Consider the following 19,294-nt stretch of genomic DNA (forward strand, 5'->3'; position numbering starts at 1 on the left):
CTCCGTTTGCGCAAGGCTGGTTGTCGCTCAATCCATCTGCACGAGAATCTCGCGCGGCTTGGCGCCTTCTCCAGGGCCGATGATGCCGCGGTCTTCGAGGAGGTCGATCATGCGGGCGGCGCGGCCGTAACCGAGGCGCAGGCGACGCTGGAGAAGGCTGGTGCTGGCCTTTTTCTCCTGACGCACGACTTCGAGGCACTTTTCCAGACACTCCATTTCCTCGGCGCTGACACCATCTTCATCACCTTCGTCATCGCCAAACGCGCCGCCTTCTTCATCGACTTTGACATCGAAGACCGGCTTGCCCTGAGCGACGCAGTGGCTGACGAGGGCGTGGATTTCATCGTCGGTGACGAGAGCGCCCTGGCTGCGGACGGGCTGCGCTCCGCCGGGCGGCACATAAAGCATGTCCCCTTTGCCGACGAGGTTCTCGGCACCTTTGCGGTCGAGAATAACGCGGCTGTCGAGTGCGGAGGAGACCTGGAAGGCGATGCGGGTGGGGATGTTCGCCTTGATGACGCCCGTGATGACGTCCGCTCGCGGCGTCTGGGTGGCGACGATGAGATGGATGCCTGCCGCGCGCGCCATCTGCGTGATGCGGGCGATGGCAACTTCGATGTCCGCAGGCGCGGTCTGCATCAAATCGGCCAACTCATCGACGATGACGACGATGTAAGGCATCGTGTCGGGAATCACGACCTCCTGCTTGCGTGGTGGTGGCGGCTGTGAATCACCGAGCCAGGTGCCGCTGGCATCGCGCATTTCAGTGTCGCCATCCACTGTGCCGACATGGGCCGTTTTGGGAGCAGTGTCAGGTGCGGCGGCTTCTTCAGCAAAGGCGGCGGAGACACTGGCGTCATCGACACCGGCTTTGATTGGCGGAGCTCCAGCCGCATTGCGGGCGGCACGGGCGGCGTCTGCCTCGGCCTTGCGCTTGCGATTGCGGTTGTTGAAGGCTTCAAAGTTGCGGCAGCCTTCCTGGGCGAAGATTTGATAGCGGTTTTCCATCTCCTTCACCACCCAGCGCAGCGCGAGCAGTGCTTTCTTCGGATCTGTCACGACAGGCAGGGCGAGGTGCGGCAGTTCCTCGTAGTTCTGCATTTCCACGACCTTCGGGTCGATCATGATGAAGCGCAGCTCATCAGGCGCGAAACGGCAGAGCAGGCTGGTGATGATGGCGTTGATACAAACCGATTTACCAGAACCCGTGGCACCCGCGACCAGGAGATGCGGCATGGCAGCGAGATCGCCGATGATCGTTTTGCCATACACATCCTTGCCGAGGGCGACGGGCAGCTTGGACTTGCCGTTGACGAAGATGTCGTCCTCCAGCAATTCGCGCAGCGGGACGATGATTTTTTCTTTATTCGCGAGTTCGATTCCCACGGTGTCTTTGCCTGGAATCGGGGCGAGGATGTTGATGCGCTCGGCACGAGTCGCACGGGCGAGGTCGGCGTCGAGACTCGCAATGCGGCTTACGCGCAGGCCATCGACGGGGCGCACCTCGTAGCGGGTGATGGCCGGGCCGCGGGTGATGTCACCGGGTTCCACGCTGATGCCGAAACTGGCGAGCGCTTTGACAATCGTGGCCTGAATGCCGAGCAGTTCGCCTTTGTCGGTTGGAGCATGGTTGCTGTTCTCCGGCCATTGGAGGAGATCCATCGGCGGCAGTTTGTAGTCCTTGAAGCGCACCGTGAGATTGCCCAGTGAGCCGTGGGGGGCCTGTTCCATCTTCTGGGCGCGCTTTTTCTCCCATACTTCGGCCAGCTTCGGCTTGTCCGCGTTGTCTTCGTGCGAGCGGGGAATCGAGGAGTCGATGATCTTTGGCGCGGGCGGGTCAAACTTGAGCGGTAGCTCCATGGTGGTGGCCACGGGAGTGTCGCCACGCAGTTCAGCGCCCTTCTTCTTGCGACGGAGTTCAGTGGGAACGGGTGTCAGTGTGCCGGGGATCGTGTTCGCGGCCTCCTCGGCGAGTTTTTCCTCGATCAGTCGCTGCGCCTCGCGTTCCTGCTGCCAGCGGGACAGTTCAGCGCGGATGCTGCGGATGGCCGTCAGCGGATGCTGGCCGGTGGTTAAAAACAAACCCACCACATAGACCACCGTAAGCAGGAGTGTGGCACCAATCTTGCCAAACAAGGTCTTGAGGATGCTGCCGCCGACGAAATAGCCCAGTGCGCCACCACCGCCGAGAGGGGTGATGTGATCGCGCTCGTTGAGCAGGTTTTGCACCTCCAGCAGGCCAGCCGCTGTCACGATCATGACCACCACACCGAGCCAAGCCACTCGGGTGATCTTCATCTTCGAGTGCAGCTTGCTCACGCCGAACCACGTCATGCTGAAGGGCAGGAGATAGCCCGCCAGGCCCATCAGCCACAGCAAATGTCCCGCTACCAGCGCCCCGGTGCGGCCCACGAAGTTTTGCGTCACCTCGCCGGAAGACTCCGACAGCGCCAGGAAGGACCACCCTGGCATGTCTCGCGGATCGTAGGACACCAGCGCCAGCAGCAGCATGGCCGAAAGCATCAGTAGCAGGATACCATGCACATCATTCCACGGACTGACCTTCTCGTCCGTGGAACGGGCGCGAGGGGGGCGGGAGGCAACAGCAGCGGCACGGCTCATGAGAATCACGAGATTCTGGCAGACGAAATTATTTAAGGCTACCGAAATATTTGGCTTGCCTCACTTTTGTGAATCGGCTTCGATCCTTGTCAGGGTTGCAGCTTGACCACGAAAAATCCTCGTGAACATCTTCACCCGCCCGCTCGTTTCACACCACCCATGAAAAACACACTCGCCCTTACCCTCGCCGCCGTGCTTGCCCTCGGTGCTTCTCTCACCTCCACCAGCAGCGCGCAGGACGCGGGCAAGGTGGACTTTGAAAAGCAGATCCTCCCGATCCTCAAAGAAAGCTGCTTCAAGTGCCACGAGAAGGAGCACGAAGAAAACGGCAAGGTCAAGAAACCCAAGGGCGGCCTCCGTCTCGACGGTGCCGCGGTCATCATGAAGGGCGGTAAAGAATACCCGGATGAAAACGTCGTCGCTGGCAAGCCTGACGCAAGCTGGCTGGTCAAGACCATGCTGCTTCCAGATTCCGATGACATGGCCATGCCTCCTGAAGGCAAGGGCGACCGCATCACTCCTGCCAACATCGACCTCATCAAGAAGTGGATCACCGAAGGCGCGAGCTTCGGCGCTTGGAAAGGCGTCGAATAATTTCCCAGCACAACATCTCACCACGAAGGGCGGAGCCTCGGCTCCGCCTTTCTTATTTCTCCTCATGAACGCCCCCTTTCGCTTCACCACCTGCCGCGCTGGATCAGAACCCGTGCTCAAGCGCGACATCGCCACGCACTTTGCCGGTGAGCTCACGCCTGCGTTCATGAAACCGCAGTTCATCACCTGGAAGGTGCGCAGTCCCGGTTTCAGCCCGCCGCGAACGCTCAGCACCTTTGCCCGTGTGAGCGGCACCTCGCTGGGTTTGTGCAAAACGATCGCCGAAGTCGTCGATCATGCCCGCAAACTCACCACCAAGCCGGTTCGCCTCCACGTCTTCCCACGCCTCACGAATGAAGACGGTGTCGAAGCTGCGGAATGGCAGCGCATGGACGCCCTCGCAGTCGAAATCACGCGTGAGCTTCAGCAGGCAGGTGTTCAACTCGAAACCCGGCTGCCTTATGCTCACGGCGATTTGATTCTCGATGTCATTGTCGGTGAAACCAATGCCGAACCGCTCTTTCTCGGCCATCACGAGCATCAAAACAGCTCCCACACGCATCCTGGTGGCCTGCCTCGCATCACCTTGCCAAAAGACGTGCCTTCGCGGGCCTGGCTGAAGCTAGAACAAGCCCTTGCGTGGCGTGGCTGGGATCAGCTCGATCTGCGCGGCCAGACCGCTCTTGATCTCGGTTGTGCGCCCGGCGGTGCCACCTTTGCGCTGCTGCAACGCGGCATGGATGTCCTCGGCATCGATACTGGCGAGATGGACGAGCGCGTGCTCCAATTCGCCAAAGCCCAAGGCGTTCGATTCGACCACTGGCGCACCGCCGCAGGCCGCCTCAACCTCACCGCCTTGCCTCAGGAACCCGCCTTGTTGCTCTGCGACATCAACCTCGCCCCGCCTGAGGTACTGCCACAAGTGGCGCGCATCCAAGAGGCCGTTCAGGCCCGCCGGCTGATCCTCACGATCAAACTCAACACACCGGCGCTCGAAGACCGCGCCCACGAGTTCATCGACGCCATTCGTGACTGGGCACCCGCGCCCGTGTTTGCCACGCAACTCGCGGCTAACCGTCGCGAGATTTGTGTGTGCGCTGGTTAAGCCCGCAGCGGCACCACCTTGCGGTCCAGATCATGCACGGCGTGAATGCGGCGCACGGTGCCGCTGCGTGAGCGCATCAGGATCGAATGCGTTTCGACACGGTGACCAACCAGACGGCAACCGGGCAGCAAAGGACTGTCGCTGATGCCGGTGGCGCAGAACAGAGCGCTCTCGCCGACGATGAGCTCATGCACACGGAAAACCTGGTTCAGTTCCGAGGCGGAAACCTGCGCGGCCACCTCGGCCCGGTGCGCATCGTCATGAAACCACATGCGCATCTGCATGTCCCCACCGAGGCATTTCAGCGCGGCGGCGGCCAGGATGCCCTCAGGGGAGCCTCCCATGCCGACGTAGAGATCGCAGGATGATTCGGGCATGGAAGGGGCCACGGCGGCGGCGATGTCGCCATCCGTCACCATACGCAGCGCCGCGCCGGTGCGGCGCACCTGGTCCACGATGTCGTGATGACGCGGACGATCCATGGTGACGACAACGAGGTCGCGCTCACGTTTGCCCAGCGCCTCGGCCACAAAAGTGATGACCTCTTGCAGCGGCATGTCGAGGAAGCAGCGATCGCCCCGGCCTTCGAGCGCGCGCTTCACAGCGGGGCCGTAGGCGATCTTGTGGCTGTAGAAGCTGGGGATGCTTTTCATCGCGCAGGGAGCACCATCAGGGATCTGGGCGGCGGCGATGACGGAAATGCTGTTCGGCAGGCCCTTGGCGATGTTGCTGGTGCCGTCGATGGGATCGAGCGCGATGTTGAAGCGCGGGCTGCCGTCACGCCAGGTGCCGAGGTGCTCGCCCACGAAGATGCCAGGGGCGTTGTCCTTGATGCCCTCGCCAATGACGACCTCGCCGCGGATGTCGAGGATGTCGAAGACGCCGTAGATCGCACTGCATGCCGCGCCGTCGGCCAGTTCCTTTTCGCCACGTCCCAGCCAGTGGATGGCCTGGAGCGCGGCATTTTCCGTGGCACGGACAAATTCAAATTCGAGGACGCGTTCGAGGTCGTGGGCGCTGCGCAGAGGTGGGAGGCTGGTGGACATGGGAGGGAAGGACAAATGACTAAATCCGAATGACGATGGAATGTCGAAGCAAGAATGACAAACCAGGGTCAGAAAGGCTATTTTTGGCACTTCGGGCAGAAGTAAGTCGAGCGCTGGCCCAGGACGATGCGTTTGATCTTCGCTCCGCAGATCCGGCAGGGCTCGCCCTCGCGGTCATAGACACGGAGCGTCTGCGCAAAGTAGCCCGGTTCGCCGCTCTCGTTCACGAAGTCGCGTAAAGTCGTGCCTCCCATCTCAATCGAGGCTTTCAGCACGGCCTGAATGGCTTTGACGAGGTTTTCGAGGCGCGGTTTCGTCACTTTACCCGCTGGTTTGCTTGGATCAATGCCTGCCATGAACAGCGCTTCGCTGGCATAGATGTTGCCGACACCGACGACCACATGCGCGTCCATGATCAGTTGCTTGATGGCCGCCGTTTTACCCTGGCAGGCGGTGCGCAGATGCGTGGCGGTGAAATCACTGCCCAAAGGCTCGGGGCCGAGGTCTTTGAGCAGAGGATGCTGCATCGGATCGCCCTCAATCCACAGCGCGGCTCCGAATCGGCGCGGATCGTGAAGGCGGAGTTGTTTGCCAGAGTCGAGCGTGATGGCCACATGATCGTGATTCTTGAACGGTGCGTCTGGAGTGAGCACCCGCAGATTCCCGGACATGCCGAGATGAATCATGAGCGTGCCCTTTTTTGTGCCAAACAGCATGTATTTGGCCCGTCGGATGCCAGTGTCGATGCGGCAGCCTTCTAGCTCATAAATCGTATCCGGCACCGGCCAGCGCAATCGTTTGTCCCGCACGATCACCTCCCGCACGCGTTTTCCGATCACATGCGGCAAGACGCCGCGTAGCGTGGTTTCGACCTCGGGTAGTTCTGGCATGGCCTTATTTGCCTTCGAGTGCCTGCTCCACCGCCCGCCAGGCCAGCATGGCGCATTTCACGCGCTGGGGGAATTTTTGCACTCCTTCGAGGAGGATGAGTTCGCCGAGAGCATCTTCGTCGGCAGGAGCGCCGTCGCCCATGACGACACGGCGGAAGTCCTCGCGCATGGCGGCGGCCTGCGTCTTGGATTTGCCTTTGATCTTTTGCGTCATCATCGAGGCGCTGGCCTGGCTGATGGCGCATCCCTGGCCGGTGAACTTGAGGTCGTCGATGTTTTGACCGTCCTCGGACAAACGCAGCCAGACGTCGATTTCATCGCCGCAGGAGGGGTTGTCGCCATGCGCGTGGAGGCAGGGCGGGGGAATCTCGCCGCGATTGCGCGGGTTCTTTGAGTGATCGAGGATGACCTGCTGGTAGAGGTCGCGGAGCTCTTCGGAGAGGGGCATCAGGAGAAGAATTGGTTGGCGGCACGCAGCACTTCGACGAGGCGGTTGATTTCCTCGATGGTGTTGTAGAAGTAAAAACTGGCGCGGGTGGTGCCGGGCACTTTGAAGCGCTTCATCAGCGGCTGCGTGCAGTGGTGCCCGCCGCGCATGGCGACTCCGTGCGTGTTGGCAAACTCGACCAGATCGTGCGGATGAGCGGAATCGAGGTGGAAGGCGACCAGGGAGCCACGTTGGCCGGACTGCGGGCCGAGGATGCGGATGCCGGGCACCTCGCTCATGCACTGGACAGCGTAAGTAGCGAGATTGTGGTCGTGGCGGTGGATGTGTTCAAGTCCCACAGCCTCCAGGTAGTCGATCGCGGCGGACAGACCGATGACCCCGGCTATGTCGGGCGTGCCGGCCTCGAAGCGATGTGGCGGCGGCTTGTAGGTACTGCCTTCAAGCGTGACGGAGAGGATCATTTCGCCACCACCCTGCCACGGCGGCATGTTTTCCAGCAGCTCCATTCGTCCGTAAAGCACGCCGATGCCGGTGGGGGCGCACATTTTGTGACCGGAGAAGGCGAGGAAGTCGCAGCCGAGCTCACGCACGTCGATGGGCATGTGTCCGACGCTTTGCGCCCCGTCGAGCAAGGTCACCGCGCCGACGGCTTTCGCCTTGGCGCAAAGTTCGCGGGCGGGATTGATGGTGCCGAGGGAATTCGAGATGTGGACGAAGGCGAAGATCTTCACCCGCTCCGTCAGCAGCGTATCGAGATCAGCGAGATCGAGCGTGCCGTCGTCGAGCACCGGAATGTGCTTCAGCGTGGCTCCGGTGCGCTGCGCCAAGAGCTGCCAGGGCACCAGATTGCTGTGGTGCTCCATGCCGGTGACGAGAATGACGTCCCCGGCGCGAAGATTCTGCGTGCCCCAGGTGTTGGCCACGAGATTGATGCCCTCCGTCGTGCCACGGGTGAAGATGATCTCGTTCTCCGAGGCGGCACCGATGAAGCGGGCGGTCTTTTTTCGTGCCACCTCAAAAGCCTCGGTGGCACGGGCGCTCAGCTCGTGCAGGGCACGGTGTACGTTGGAATTGTCCCGCTCGTAGTAGTGCGAAAGCGCCTGGATGACAGCCCTCGGTTTCTGGCTGGTGGCGGCGCTGTCCAGATAGACCAGCGGGTGCCCGCTCACCTGCTGGGCGAGGATGGGAAAATCAGAGCGGATGCGGTGCCAGTCCATGGGGTTGGTTTCGATACGTCTGCATCTCCACAAAGATCGCCCCGGAATCAAGCGCGGCTTTTGGCCGCCGGTGTTTGCCTGCCATCAGATGACGGGGAACTTTTAGCGTGCGGCAACCTTGCCGACGGGCAGGGCTTTGCCACCCACGCCACCCGCGTAAAGTCCTTCGGATTGCACCTGGCGGGCTCGCTCCTCAATGGATTGTGGTTTGCCGTTGGCTGGAAGCGTGTTGTCTCCCAAATACCCCATCAATGCAGAGCCGGTCTGGTCCAAGATCCGAAATGCAGAGCTGTTCATCAGACTTGCCAGTGTGCTGCAACTGGTGAGGCTGATGGCAATCAGGGCAGAGATCGTGAGGCGGGCGAATTTCATTGTGGTGGTGTTTATCATGAGGCGTTGTTTCTGTAAACAACGATTCTTAGCGGGCAGCCATCTGCTGGCGTGCGGAAGGCAAAGTATGGTTTGGCGTCTGATAAAGACCACGGTTTTCGATGAACTCTGCACGCTGCTGAACACCCCCCGAGGGCTTGGCTGGCGATTTCTCCACCAGCATTAGCAATGGGGCTAAGCGCAAGGCTGTATTGATGAGGCCACAACTGTTCAGCAGCAAGCAGGCTGTGAGGGCGAAAACAAGGCGTCCAATAGAAATCATTTTATCTTGTTTATCACACCACGCCATTTCCGTAAACCCTTTTGCTTCCGCTTGGGCAAAGCGTACGCATCAAGAGGCGAATGATATCGGCGATGAACTGGGTCCGATGGCAGGGGATCAAGGACGGTACACATTCGCTTGGCGCACACCGGCCGAAGGTCTGCGCTCGACCCTCTGCTGCGGTGAGCTCTCATGGAAGTTCTCAAAACCCGGTGCCACGCGGGCGAGGAGGTCGCGGATCTGGTTGCAGTTCGTCCCCAGTTCCAGCCATGGGGTCCGGCTGCGGCTGCTGAGAGCGGTGGCCGCCGCCTTGCGGGCGACGATTTCCGGCTCGGAGAGCAGGTTAGGTGAGGCCGGGTGCAGCTTGCCGTGGGAGGCGTGGACCACGCTCATACTGTTCTCCACCGTGAGGAACTGACCCACCCTATTTCGCGTTTCTTTTTCGCTACGTCCGAGGCAGGGCAGGATTAAATCGGTGCGACCGGTGATGACGTGGCTGCGATTAAGCTTGGTGCAAATGTGAACGGTTAAGTAACAATTAAGTAACGTTAACGACGTAAATACTGTGTAAGGGGTGGCTTGGATGTAGTCGCCGCTAAATGCGTAAAATACATTCGCTTCTCCTTCATGCATAGACATGATTGACGTCACAGTATCGTAACCATGCTGGCGCGCAGTTTTGAGTTGGAACTCGCGTTCCAGATTGCTCAAAAACCACTCCGGCATCTTCTCAAAGACGCCCATGGTTCGGTCGCCCTGGCCGTTGTTGTGGCCGCGCACCGGGCAAAGCCCTGCGCTGTCGCGGCCGATGGCGCCCAGCAGCAGATGGAGGTTCACCAGCTCCTGAATCGTCGCCACGGTGTTCTTGTGCTGCGTCAGTCCCATGGCCTAGCAGGTAATGACTTTCTGCCCACCTCGGGCGCAGGTGCGGGCGACCTGTTGCATCGCCTCCCGGGAAATCCCGCTCTCACGCTCCAGCTCCACCCAGTCCAGCGTCCGCAGATGCGCCTCGTAGTCGGCGAATCCGACCGTGTGCTCGGAGATGAACGCCCGGTCGATCGTGCCGTCCTCGGCCAGCGTTTTGGCGATGCCCTTGAGCAGCGCCTGGTCGCCGTTGCCACGCACCTGGAGGAATTGCTTCGCCAGCGGCGTCGCCATGCCCAGCACGCCTTCGACCTGCTGCGGGTGCATGAAACCCGTCAGCCCGGCTTCCTTCATCAGGTTCACCGCGATGATTTCCGCGCCGTTTTCCACCGCCCTTTGCAGGGAGCTGAGCATGCGCGGGTGGTTCGTACCCGGATTCTGCCCGATGATGAGGATCGTTTCCGCCTTCTCCAGATCCTTCAATGTAACGGTACCTTTGCCCACGCCCACGCTCTGGTTCATCGCCGCGCCGCTGCTCTCGTGGCACATGTTCGAGCAGTCCGGGAGGTTGTTCGTGCCGAACTCGCGCACAAAGAGCTGGTAAAGAAAGGCCGCCTCATTCGTCGCCCGGCCACTGGTATAAAACGCAGCCCCATTGGGTGAATGTAACGGATTGAGCGATTCTTAATTAACGGCAAAAGCGTCACTCCACGAGATAGCCTCGTAGTGCTGCGCTCCAGGCCGCAGAATCACCGGCTGAGTGATCCGCCCGGCCTGATCCATCTCGAAATCGCTCATTTTGGCGATCTCCGACAGCCCGAACTGGGCGAAAAACTCCGGCGTCACCCGTTTCTTCGTCGTTTCAGGGGGCGATGGCCTTGGCCCCGTTCTCGCAGAACTCAAAGGCGCTGCGGTGGTCCTCCGGGTCAGGCCAGGCGCAGCTCGGGCAATCAAAACCCTCCCACTGGTTCAGGTTCAGCATCGCCGACGTGCCACGCATGAGTCCGCTGCTGCCATAGACATGCTTCAAGGAATTCGTCACCGCCGGCACCCCGGCGGCGGCCGCCTTCGGATCATCCAGCTCGATCCCGGTGAAGGCTTCAGGCGGCTGGGACGAAATGACGGGAATGGAAGCAGGGGCAGGGGTCATCGGGGAAGTTTTACGTCAGCCATGCCATTCCAGACGGCCCAAGCAAGTAGATCGAACTTCCAAGTTCGGTCTCAGGCGCGCCACGCATCCTCAGCTCTTTCTCGGGCCAGCCAAGTCACCAATTAATTGGCTGGAATTGGTTATGTACTTGGTTCAAGAAATCAAAACCGCCTGCAACGGCCTTCCGAAAGAAGAACTCTGGATTCTTGCGGATTTGTTTCTGCGTAAAGGAATAGGGGTTGGGTTGACTGGATTTTTTGTTTGAGGAAGCCGTAGTCGTCCGTCAGGCCAGATGATAAGGCATTTTAAGCCCTCAAAGTCTGGTCTAATAAACTACAAACAATCAATGTAATGTTGAGTATCCAGGTGGTGGGTCTGCGTGAATGTGGGGATTTTTGTATTCAGGGTGGGCTACTGAATCAGTTCCTCCAACTCCCCCTCGCTCAGGCCTTCCATCATGGGGGCTTGGTCGTTGAGGGCGGCTTCGACGAGGCCGCGTTTTTGGGTTTGGAGTTTGAGGATGCGCTCCTCGACGGTGCCGCGAATGGCCAGGCGGTAGGCGTTGACGACCTTTTGCTGGCCGATGCGGTGGGCGCGGTCGATGGCCTGGGATTCGACGGCGGGATTCCACCACGGGTCCGCCAGGATGACGCTGTCGGCGGCGGTGAGGTTCAGGCCGTAGCCGCCGGCTTTGAGGCTGATGAGGAAGATGCGGCAGTTCGGATCTTTTTGGAAACGCTCCACCTGGGCCGAGCGGTCCTGGCTGCTGCCGTCCAGGTAGGCGTGATCGAGTTTCTGGGCCTGGAAAAGTTCACGCATGAGGCGTAAGAACTGCACGAACTGGCTGAACACGAGTATTTTACCGCCAGATTCGAGCGCGGAGTCGACCTGATCGTGCAAGGCGGCCCATTTGCCGGACAAGTCGTCTGGCTCCAGCCCGGCCAGCGCCTCCGGCCGGATGCCTGTGAGGCGAAGATCGCAGCAGACCTGGCGCAGGCGCAGCAGGACGGTGAACATGGTCATCTTGGCACCGTTCTGGCCGGAGCGGCGGCGGGCGGCCTTGATCTCCTCCCGGCCCTCCTCCAGGATTTTGCGGTAAAACTCGGCCTGGGCGGCGCTGGGCACGCACCAGAGCACCTGCTCGATCTTTTCCGGCAGATCCTTCAACACCTGCCGCTTCATGCGGCGCAGGAAGTACGGCTGGGTCAGCTTTTGCAACCGCTGGGCCGCCGCCTGGCCGGCGGGCAGGCTTAAACCGGACTCGATCGGGCTTTCAAACCGCTCTTTGAAGGATTTCTGGTTCCCGAGGTAACCCGGCAGCGCGAAGTGGAAAATGGACCACAAATCCCGCACCCCGTTCTCCAATGGCGTCCCGGTGAGCGCGATCCGGCCCGTGGCCTTGAGGCTGCGCAGCGTTTTGGCAGCGTCCGTGTCGGGATTGCGGATGAAGCTGGCTTCGTCGAGCAAAATTAGCCCAAACTTGATATTTAAGTAGTGTTGATTATCTCTGATAATCAATTGATAAGAGGTCAATATTACGTCATGGGCGGCTATCTGCCCCAGCGCCTTTTCCCGGCTCGAACCCTGCACCTGGAGCACTTTCATCTCGGGCGCGAAGCGCTCAAACTCCGCCTGCCAGTTCCCCAGCAGCGATTTCGGGCACACGACCAGCACCGGCCCCGAATTCCCGCCCTGGCGCTTCAAAAAAAGCGCCAGCGCGATGCTCTGGACGGTTTTTCCCAAACCCATCTCATCTGCCAGGATGCCGCCGCGTCCTTCCAGGATACGAGAGGTCATCCAGCACACGCCTTCCATTTGATAAGGCCGCAGCAGACCGGCCAACTCGCCGATCTGGGCGCGGATTTCCTGGTCTGAGACGGTCTTTTGCCCCCCTGCTCCGCTGTCCTCGCCACCAAAGTAAGCCGCATGCGCCCCGTGCATCCGCGCTCCTTCCGGGGTCAGTTCCAGTGGCACGTCCCGCAGAGATTCTTCCAAATCGTCCACCGCCGCTAGGTCGAGAACGTAGCGCTTGCCGTTGCCCTGCACCGAGCGCTGCCCGGAGCGCACCAGCCGCAGCACCTCCGCGCGTGGCAGGCGGAAGCCGTCGGCTGATTCATAGGCGAACTCCATGTTCATCCAATCGCCACCGCCGGAGCGTCCCGTGTCCGGCACAAACCGGGTCGTGGGAGCGATCCGCTGCACGCCTCGGGTGGCCGTGCGCCAGCGTTCGCCTTCGATGATCGTGGCCAGTTCACGCAGGCGGTTCAGTTCCGAGGCGTAGAACCGCAGGACGTTCTCCCCGCCCTGCAAACGCCAGCTTTGAACCGTGTCCGGCTGGAAGCCGAGCGCCTCCAAACGCCGTGAGAGGCGGGATTCACTATCTATGTTTCGAACGTAAAATATAAACTTATGTGAATCATCTTGAAGCGGAAATGGCGAGGTATTGCCGCTGACCTGCCCCCCTTCCGGCACCACCGGCCAGCGATGCGGGCCGTGGCGGGCAATGATCCGTGCTTCGACACTTTGAAGCGAGCCTTCGAGGTGGATTTCGAACTCACACGGCACCGGCGAAACGTGAAAACGCTCCAAACCGCCCCGCAGCTCCATTTGGAAGCATTCGCCCAAGCGCTCCCCCTGCTCTGCCAGCCAGCGCAACGGCCGGGTGGCGGCAGCGCGGCCCAATTCGGCTGCCAGGGTGGCGAGTTCGGGATGGTCCGAGGCATGGCGAAACAGCGCCCCGGTTTCCTGGCAGACCCACCAAGCCCCCCAAACCGGGCGCTGGGCACCACCCGCCAGTTGCAGCCGCACGGTCTGCCCGGCGGCCGATTCCACCACCAGCGGCAGCCGCACCGGCTCGGCGGCGACCTGGAGCAGCCGTTCCTTGCCATTCGGCTTCCCGGCAAAGACGCGGGGATGGTCCGCCAGTGTCTTGAGGAAGGTGTTCAAGCCATCCCCCCGCAGGGTGATCGGCAGGCTCTGTGGCTGCTTGATCCCCTGCCCCGCCAGCCAAGCTGCGAAGGCGGAGGTTTCTTCCTCACCCCCGGCCTCAAACTTCACAAACACCCCAAACGGCTCCCTCGCCTGCCCTGTGAGCACTGTTTCCGGCAAATAGATCGAAAACCGCCCCGGCACGGTGACAATCAAAGGTTTGGGTATCGTACTCCCGCCTTTAGGCGGCTCAGAACCGCCTGAAGATGGGGCTACAGTGGTCTTTCTGACCGGCGCGGCATTCGCCCGCACCTGCATCAGCGCCACCGCCAGCGCGTGCTCGCAGATCTGCCCGCTACGCCGGGCATGCGGGCAGGTGCAGAGATTGTCCACATCACTCGAACTGCGGATGCGCAGGCCGGTGGTGAACTTCATTTTGCCCGATCCAGCCACGCCGCGCATCAGTCCGTCCTCGGTGCTCGACACCGCTGCCAATCCAGCATCCGCCAGACTGCGCGCGGCCTTCATGACCTGCCAGCCGCCGATTTCACCGAGCCATTTCTCTGTGATTTCCATTTCCTTCTGGCGTGTCCCATGGTTTCTCGCCAAAGTCCAGCGCCAAGTGCCTATGCGGATCGTTGCTATTTCCAATCAAAAAGGTGGGGTCGGAAAAACGACCACCGCCGTGAACCTCTCCGCATGCCTCGCGCAACGCGGCGTGCGCGTGCTGCTGGTCGATCTCGACCCGCAAGCGAACGCCACCAGCGGCCTCGGCCTCGCCCAGGAAGACGGCGGCAGCCTCTACTCGGCCCTCGTGGATGGCACCGACCCACGTCTCGCCATCCGCAGCACCCGGCTGCCGAACCTTTCCATCATCCGCTCCCATCAAGAACTGGCGGGTTGCGAGATCGAGTTGGCGCAGTCTGGCAACCACCTCGCCCGCCTGCGCGAAGTTTTGGAGCCGTTGCGCTCCTCCGGCCACTTCGATTACGCCATTCTCGACACCGCCCCGTCCCTCGGCGTCCTCATGACCGGCGCCCTGGCCGCCGCAGATGAACTGATCGTGCCCATCCAGTGCGAGTACTTCGGCCTCGAAGGTCTCTCCAAGATCGTCAGCATCACCCAGCAGATCCGCGACTGCGGTGCGAATCCCAATCTGCTGCTCGAAGGCATCGTCATGACGATGTTCGACAGCCGCGCCAACCTTGCCAATCAGGTCGTCAACGACGTGCGCAACTACTTCGCTGAGACGGTCTATCAAACCATCATCCCGCGCACCGTGCGCCTGGGCGAGGCACCGAGCTTTGGCAAGAGCATCATCGAATACGAGCCGACGGGCAAAGGAGCGCTCTCTTATGTAGCGCTGGCGGATGAGTTCATCGCCCGTCGCAGCGGCCAGACCGCTCAGGTTCCCGCCGCAGCCTGATTGCATCCCAGGAGGCCCGCATGGAGACTCCTTCCAGCATTCGCGGACGCGGCGCGGGTTTCAATCCCGCCCAGCGCTTTGCCGAACTGCGGTTGGATTACGATCCCGGCGAAGCGCCGGAAAAAATCGCCACCAAGTTCCTCCGCGATCACTCGTCGTCGATCATCTCGAAGAACAGCAGTCCTGATCTGCCGTTCGAGGCCAGTTTGAACCCCTACCGTGGCTGCGAGCACGGCTGCGCCTACTGTTACGCCCGGCCCACGCAGGAATATCTCGGCTTCTCAGCCGGAGTGGACTTCGAGTCCCGCATCATGGTCAAGGAGGACGCCCCTGCCCTGCTCCGCGCCGAATTGCTCAGACCATCCTACAAACCCGTCACCCTCTCCCTCAGCGGCGTCACCGATCCGTATCAGCCCGTCGAGAAAAAACTGCGCATCACGCGTGGCTGCCTCGAAGTCCTGGCCGAGGCGCGGCATCCGGTCGTTTTGATCACAAAAAACCATCTGATCACACGGGATGTCGAGCTCCTCGCCGAACTCGCCCGTCATCACGCCACCGCCGTTTACATCTCCGTCACCACGCTCGACGCCGACCTCGCCCACAAACTCGAACCCCGCGCCTCCGCGCCGAAGATGCGTCTGGAGGCCATCCGCATCCTCAACGAGGCCGGTGTGCCCGTCGGCGTTTCCACCGCGCCGATCATTCCCGGCCTGAACGACTCCGAAATCCCCGCCCTCATCGACGCCGCCCGCGCCGCCGGGGCGCAATTCGCCGGCTACACCGTCGTACGCCTGCCCTTCGCCGTGAAGGACATCTTCCGCGCCTGGCTGGACCAGCATTTTCCCAACATGCGCGACAAGATTTTGAGCCGCATCGAGGAAACCCAGGGTAAAACTCTCTCCCACGGCGAGTTCGGCAAGCGCCTCAAAGGCATCGGCGTCTGGTCCGAGCAAATCGCCTCCCTGTTCCGTGTCTCCATCCAACGCGCCGGCATGCTTCACCGCCGCCCTCAGGTCAATGCCAACGCGTTTCGCCGTCCGCGTGATCCCAGCGGGCAGATGGAGCTGTTTTAAGATTCGAGTTTCCAATTGAGTCACCAATCCGTTCTTGCCTCTATGCGATCCGATGGCATTTCCTCTTCTGACATGAGCAACACTTGGGATGTCATCATCATCGGCGGCGGGCCGGCGGGATCTTCCGCCGCTTGCACGCTGCGAAAGGCTGGACGGAAGGTGCTGGTGCTGGAAAAGGAAAAATTCCCCCGCTTCCACATCGGCGAGTCGTTGCTGCCCTACAACCGTCCCATCTTTGATGAACTCGGCGTGTGGTCAAAAATCCAGGCCGCCGGCTTCATGGTGAAACGCGGCGCCCAGTTCTGGATGGGCGACGGCTCGCTGCACACGCGGTTGAATTTCTCCAAAGGCTCCTTCACCGAATTTCCCGAGTCCATCCAGGTCGAGCGTGCCAAATTTGACGACATCCTGCTCCGCCACGCGGAGGAACTCGGAGCCGAGGTGCAGGAGGAAGCGCTCGTCACCGAGCATCGCATCGAAAAAGAGCGCGTGACCGTCAAGTTCCGCGCCAAAGATGGCACGGAGCACGAGGCGCAGGCCGCCTTTCTCATGGATGCCAGCGGCTTGAACAACTTCACCGCCAACCGCGATAAACTGCGTGAGTATTATCCCGGCCACAAAAAAATCGCCATCTTCGGCCACTACAGCGGCGTGCAGATGACCGAGGGCGAGGAGAAAGGCGACATACTCATCGTGCGCCGCGAGAACTCCTGGTTCTGGATGATCCCGCTGGCGGATGACAAGGTCAGCGTGGGCCTCGTGCTCGACGTGAATGATTTCAAAGCCCTCCAGCAAGAACCGCAGGCGGTGTTCGATGACGCCGTGCTCAGCACCAAGGCCGTGCATGATCGCATGATCAACGCCAAGCCGATCACACAGGGCCATGTGCTCAGCGACTTTTCCTACACGAACCGTAAGCTCGTCTCCGACCGCGTCGTGCGTGTGGGCGATGCCGCAGGCTTCATCGACCCCATTTTCTCCAGCGGCGTCATGCTCGCCATGCACAGCGGCCAGCGTGGCGCGCAGGTGGTGCATGCCGCGCTTGCTGCTGGCAAGGCGATGACCTTTGCCATGCGGCGTTACGAATGGTCCACACGGAAGCATGTGAGCCGCTTCTGGCAGTTCATCGAAAAATTCTACACCAAGCACTTCGCGCAGCTTTTCTTCCAGCCCAGCAACAAGTTTCGCATGGTCTGCGCCATCAATTGCGTCCTCGCCGGCCGCCCGGAGATGACCTTCGCCACTTGGTGGCGTCTGCGCTTCTTCTTCGCCCTCGTGTGGCTTCAGAAGCGCTTCTCACTGGCAAAGCCCATCGAGATTCGCTGATCACCTCAGCTTCACGCGCAGCATCGGCGCGGAGCGCGTGTCATTCTCCTTCGTGGCAAAGGCATGCACCAGGCCGCTGGCGGCGTTTTCATTCGTCTCTCGGCAGATGATCAGCGTGGCGATCTGATTTGTGTCGGCAGCGAGGAAATCAACGAGGTCTTTGCCACGCAGCTTCCGCGTGCCACGGTTGATGCCCTGGGCGATCTCGAATTTGCCGAGCAGTTTCACTTTCGCGGCGGCTGGCAGGTGGTGATCTGGCTGTGAAGGATCATGCGCGGGAGCTTGCTGCCATGTCAGACCGTTTTCTTCCCAATGATCCGCCGCTTCATCGAGCACGCCATAGACAACGAACGTGCTGTCCGGCACGAAGCTGGCGAAACCAAGTTCGCTCGGCTCGATGGTGAGCACCAGTTCCGCATCTTCAATGTTGCGACCGCTGAACTTGCTTAAATCAAATGCGATATAGCCCTTGCGGTTCAGTTCCGGCTTCGAGTCGATGCTGTGCTTCACACGGAAGAAAGGATGCTGGCCGAAATCACCGGACGTTTTGTCGGATGACTGGATGTAGCTGTCCTTCCCACGGCCAAAAGCCGTGGTGATCGCTTGCCAGCCGTCGCCAGCGTCCATCACTGTCGTCGGCTGCCAGCGGTTCGGCTCGGGGTCGTCCCCAGCAGGGTTTAAGAGGCTCTTCGACCAGCCTCGGTCCAGGCGCTGGCCTTTTTCGAGCCTCTTTGAGGCGGTGCCGGATTTGTCATCGACCTCCACAAGACCTTCGAGCACCTGCACCATGTATTTGCCATCCTCACCGGCACTGATGCCGAATTTGGTGCCCCAGTCGATGACTTTGGCATCCTTGGTATCAATGCTGAAGCCCTTAGCCTGAGGCGGCACTTCAGCGACGAGCGTGCCACGGCGGAGTTTGCAATTCATCGCGTCGAGCACTTCCACAGTCGCAGGGGCTTCGAGAACGAGTTCCGCGCCACTATCGAAGCGCAGCACGGCCAGGCCCTCGATCAAATCGAGCACGCCGGGCTGCAAACGCGCGCCTTCCACCGTCGGCAGACTGCTGCCGGCCCACTGGCATTGCTGGGAACGAATCAGCGTCGCCACCGTGCCATCACGGCTGCTTTGGAGCCAGAAAATGCCAAAGGTGATGCACGCCGCCGCTGCCGCTGTGATCGCATGACGCCACCAAATCGGCTTCGCAGCAGGTTTGGCCTCCGCAACGGTCTGCGTGTGCCATGAATCATCAAAACACAACTCGGCGCGTTGATGCAGCGCTTTGGCGAAAAACGCGCGTGCTTCCGTTTCGTCGCGCAATTCGGCTTCCAGCGCGGAAATCTCCTCCGCGCTCAATTTTTCGTCCGCGTAGCGCTCGGACAGCTCCAGCAGTCGAAATTGATCGGCAGGTTTCATGCTCATGCTCCTTCCAGTTTGAGTTCTTTCTCCACGCAGGTCATGAGACTCATGCGAATGCGGCTCAAAGCGCGATAAACAGCCCCCGCCGTGCTGCGGATGCGCTCGGCAACACCGTCGATCTCCAGGTCTTCGAAATAGCGCAGCGTCACGAGCTGGCGGTGCGCGGCGGGTAGTTTGGCCACGCAGGAGCGCAGCGCGTCGCGACGGCGGTCGCCGCTGTCGCTGAGCTTGGAGACCTCGTCGTGCAGCAGTTCCAGGATTTCATCGCTCAGCGGCGTCGCCTCACGCTTCTTCTGCCTGCGATGCGTCAGCACCTGATGAAACGCCGTCTTCCGCGCCCAGGCCAGGAAGTTTGTGCCCGTCTCGAATTGATCAAAGCAGCGCCACAGAATCATTTTTGTCTGCTGAAGGATGTCATCCGCGTCATGGGGCTGCGGCACCATGCTATAAACATAGACACCCAGCGCACGGTCATGGTGCGTGAGCAGTTCGAGAAATTCCTGGGTGCGGTCAGTGTCAGGCATGGCGTGGAAA

General features: G+C 60.8%; 16 protein-coding genes and 1 pseudogene. 5 read left to right on the forward strand and 12 right to left on the reverse strand.

Going from position 1 to position 19,294, the window contains the following annotated elements; translation table 11 throughout:
- Positions 1-27 precede the first annotated feature (27 nt).
- Complete coding sequence (locus ACILSI_RS14170) at positions 28-2,622, reverse strand: DNA translocase FtsK (protein WP_395722543.1); 2,595 nt, start codon at positions 2,620-2,622, stop codon at positions 28-30.
- A gap of 159 nt (positions 2,623-2,781) precedes the next feature.
- On the opposite strand from ACILSI_RS14170, the gene ACILSI_RS14175 reads away from it, so the two are divergent.
- Both ACILSI_RS14175 and ACILSI_RS14180 read left to right on the forward strand, forming a co-directional pair.
- Positions 2,782-3,216, forward strand: coding sequence for a c-type cytochrome domain-containing protein (locus ACILSI_RS14175; RefSeq protein WP_395722544.1), 435 nt, complete (start codon positions 2,782-2,784; stop codon positions 3,214-3,216).
- A 64-nt stretch (positions 3,217-3,280) separates the two neighbouring features.
- Positions 3,281-4,321, forward strand: a complete 1,041-nt coding sequence (locus tag ACILSI_RS14180) for an SAM-dependent methyltransferase (protein WP_395722545.1) — start codon at positions 3,281-3,283, stop codon at positions 4,319-4,321.
- On the opposite strand, the gene ACILSI_RS14185 is transcribed toward ACILSI_RS14180, so the two are convergent.
- The 9 genes and pseudogenes from ACILSI_RS14185 to ACILSI_RS14225 form a co-directional block, all read right to left on the reverse strand.
- Positions 4,318-5,367 carry a fructose-bisphosphatase class II family protein gene (locus ACILSI_RS14185; RefSeq protein WP_395722546.1) on the reverse strand — a complete coding sequence of 350 codons (1,050 nt, stop codon included), beginning with the start codon at positions 5,365-5,367 and terminating at the stop codon, positions 4,318-4,320. The two genes, ACILSI_RS14180 and ACILSI_RS14185, sit on opposite strands and share 4 nt — an antisense overlap.
- A gap of 77 nt (positions 5,368-5,444) precedes the next feature.
- Entirely contained in the window at positions 5,445-6,257 is an 813-nt protein-coding gene (mutM, locus tag ACILSI_RS14190) for a bifunctional DNA-formamidopyrimidine glycosylase/DNA-(apurinic or apyrimidinic site) lyase (protein ID WP_395722547.1), read from the reverse strand.
- Positions 6,258-6,261: 4 nt separating this feature from the next.
- The gene (gene sufU / locus ACILSI_RS14195) at positions 6,262-6,705 is read right to left on the reverse strand and encodes a Fe-S cluster assembly sulfur transfer protein SufU (protein WP_395722548.1); all 444 of its coding nucleotides are present in this window, start codon (positions 6,703-6,705) and stop codon (positions 6,262-6,264) included.
- Positions 6,705-7,922: a cysteine desulfurase gene (locus ACILSI_RS14200; protein WP_395722549.1), complete on the reverse strand. Its 1,218-nt coding sequence runs from the start codon at positions 7,920-7,922 to the stop codon at positions 6,705-6,707. The genes sufU and ACILSI_RS14200 overlap by 1 nt, the downstream gene beginning before the upstream one ends.
- A gap of 102 nt (positions 7,923-8,024) precedes the next feature.
- A complete protein-coding gene (locus tag ACILSI_RS14205; RefSeq protein ID WP_395722550.1) occupies positions 8,025-8,312 on the reverse strand; it encodes a hypothetical protein in 288 nt (95 codons plus the stop codon).
- Positions 8,313-8,691: 379 nt separating this feature from the next.
- Positions 8,692-9,459 (reverse strand): hypothetical protein, encoded by a 768-nt coding sequence (locus tag ACILSI_RS14210; protein WP_395722551.1) that lies wholly within the window; start codon positions 9,457-9,459, stop codon positions 8,692-8,694.
- Positions 9,460-9,462: 3 nt separating this feature from the next.
- Positions 9,463-10,089 (reverse strand): annotated as a pseudogene (locus tag ACILSI_RS14215) (molybdopterin-dependent oxidoreductase); the annotation flags it as partial.
- Between the two features lie 211 nt (positions 10,090-10,300).
- Positions 10,301-10,588: a hypothetical protein gene (locus ACILSI_RS14220; RefSeq protein WP_395722552.1), complete on the reverse strand. Its 288-nt coding sequence runs from the start codon at positions 10,586-10,588 to the stop codon at positions 10,301-10,303.
- Between the two features lie 411 nt (positions 10,589-10,999).
- A complete protein-coding gene (locus tag ACILSI_RS14225; RefSeq protein ID WP_395722553.1) occupies positions 11,000-14,092 on the reverse strand; it encodes a DEAD/DEAH box helicase in 3,093 nt (1,030 codons plus the stop codon).
- A 52-nt stretch (positions 14,093-14,144) separates the two neighbouring features.
- Here ACILSI_RS14225 and ACILSI_RS14230 point away from each other — a divergent pair, with 52 nt between their 5' ends.
- From ACILSI_RS14230 to ACILSI_RS14240, 3 genes are all read left to right on the forward strand, one after another.
- Complete coding sequence (locus ACILSI_RS14230) at positions 14,145-14,942, forward strand: ParA family protein (protein WP_395722554.1); 798 nt, start codon at positions 14,145-14,147, stop codon at positions 14,940-14,942.
- 20 nt (positions 14,943-14,962) lie between these two features.
- Positions 14,963-16,015, forward strand: coding sequence for a PA0069 family radical SAM protein (locus tag ACILSI_RS14235; RefSeq protein ID WP_395722555.1), 1,053 nt, complete (start codon positions 14,963-14,965; stop codon positions 16,013-16,015).
- A gap of 72 nt (positions 16,016-16,087) precedes the next feature.
- Positions 16,088-17,341: an NAD(P)/FAD-dependent oxidoreductase gene (locus tag ACILSI_RS14240; RefSeq protein WP_395722556.1), complete on the forward strand. Its 1,254-nt coding sequence runs from the start codon at positions 16,088-16,090 to the stop codon at positions 17,339-17,341.
- On the opposite strand, the gene ACILSI_RS14245 is transcribed toward ACILSI_RS14240, so the two are convergent.
- Positions 17,342-18,757 carry a DNRLRE domain-containing protein gene (locus ACILSI_RS14245; protein WP_395722557.1) on the reverse strand — a complete coding sequence of 472 codons (1,416 nt, stop codon included), beginning with the start codon at positions 18,755-18,757 and terminating at the stop codon, positions 17,342-17,344. It abuts the gene before it with no gap.
- Between the two features lie 2 nt (positions 18,758-18,759).
- On the reverse strand, positions 18,760-19,284 hold the full coding sequence (locus ACILSI_RS14250) for a sigma-70 family RNA polymerase sigma factor (RefSeq protein ID WP_395722558.1): 525 nt from the start codon (positions 19,282-19,284) through the stop codon (positions 18,760-18,762).
- Positions 19,285-19,294: the final 10 nt, after the last annotated feature.

It is taken from the genome of Prosthecobacter sp., assembly GCF_044232965.1.
In the GTDB taxonomy this organism is placed as follows: Bacteria; Verrucomicrobiota; Verrucomicrobiia; order Verrucomicrobiales; family Verrucomicrobiaceae; genus Prosthecobacter.

Bases quoted from the DNA above. Each gene is read 5' to 3' on its own strand.
- ACILSI_RS14205 (WP_395722550.1), bottom strand. From the start codon at position 8,312: ATGATAAACACCACCACAATGAAATTCGCCCGCCTCACGATCTCTGCC.
- ACILSI_RS14180 (WP_395722545.1), top strand. From the start codon at position 3,281: ATGAACGCCCCCTTTCGCTTCACCACCTGCCGCGCTGGATCAGAACCC.
- ACILSI_RS14225 (WP_395722553.1), bottom strand. From the start codon at position 14,092: ATGGAAATCACAGAGAAATGGCTCGGTGAAATCGGCGGCTGGCAGGTC.
- ACILSI_RS14210 (WP_395722551.1), bottom strand. From the start codon at position 9,459: ATGGGACTGACGCAGCACAAGAACACCGTGGCGACGATTCAGGAGCTG.
- mutM (WP_395722547.1), bottom strand. From the start codon at position 6,257: ATGCCAGAACTACCCGAGGTCGAAACCACGCTACGCGGCGTCTTGCCG.
- sufU (WP_395722548.1), bottom strand. From the start codon at position 6,705: ATGCCCCTCTCCGAAGAGCTCCGCGACCTCTACCAGCAGGTCATCCTC.
- ACILSI_RS14230 (WP_395722554.1), top strand. From the start codon at position 14,145: ATGCGGATCGTTGCTATTTCCAATCAAAAAGGTGGGGTCGGAAAAACG.
- ACILSI_RS14200 (WP_395722549.1), bottom strand. From the start codon at position 7,922: ATGGACTGGCACCGCATCCGCTCTGATTTTCCCATCCTCGCCCAGCAG.
- ACILSI_RS14170 (WP_395722543.1), bottom strand. From the start codon at position 2,622: ATGAGCCGTGCCGCTGCTGTTGCCTCCCGCCCCCCTCGCGCCCGTTCC.
- ACILSI_RS14240 (WP_395722556.1), top strand. From the start codon at position 16,088: ATGAGCAACACTTGGGATGTCATCATCATCGGCGGCGGGCCGGCGGGA.
- ACILSI_RS14235 (WP_395722555.1), top strand. From the start codon at position 14,963: ATGGAGACTCCTTCCAGCATTCGCGGACGCGGCGCGGGTTTCAATCCC.
- ACILSI_RS14220 (WP_395722552.1), bottom strand. From the start codon at position 10,588: ATGACCCCTGCCCCTGCTTCCATTCCCGTCATTTCGTCCCAGCCGCCT.
- ACILSI_RS14245 (WP_395722557.1), bottom strand. From the start codon at position 18,757: ATGAAACCTGCCGATCAATTTCGACTGCTGGAGCTGTCCGAGCGCTAC.
- ACILSI_RS14185 (WP_395722546.1), bottom strand. From the start codon at position 5,367: ATGTCCACCAGCCTCCCACCTCTGCGCAGCGCCCACGACCTCGAACGC.
- ACILSI_RS14250 (WP_395722558.1), bottom strand. From the start codon at position 19,284: ATGCCTGACACTGACCGCACCCAGGAATTTCTCGAACTGCTCACGCAC.
- ACILSI_RS14175 (WP_395722544.1), top strand. From the start codon at position 2,782: ATGAAAAACACACTCGCCCTTACCCTCGCCGCCGTGCTTGCCCTCGGT.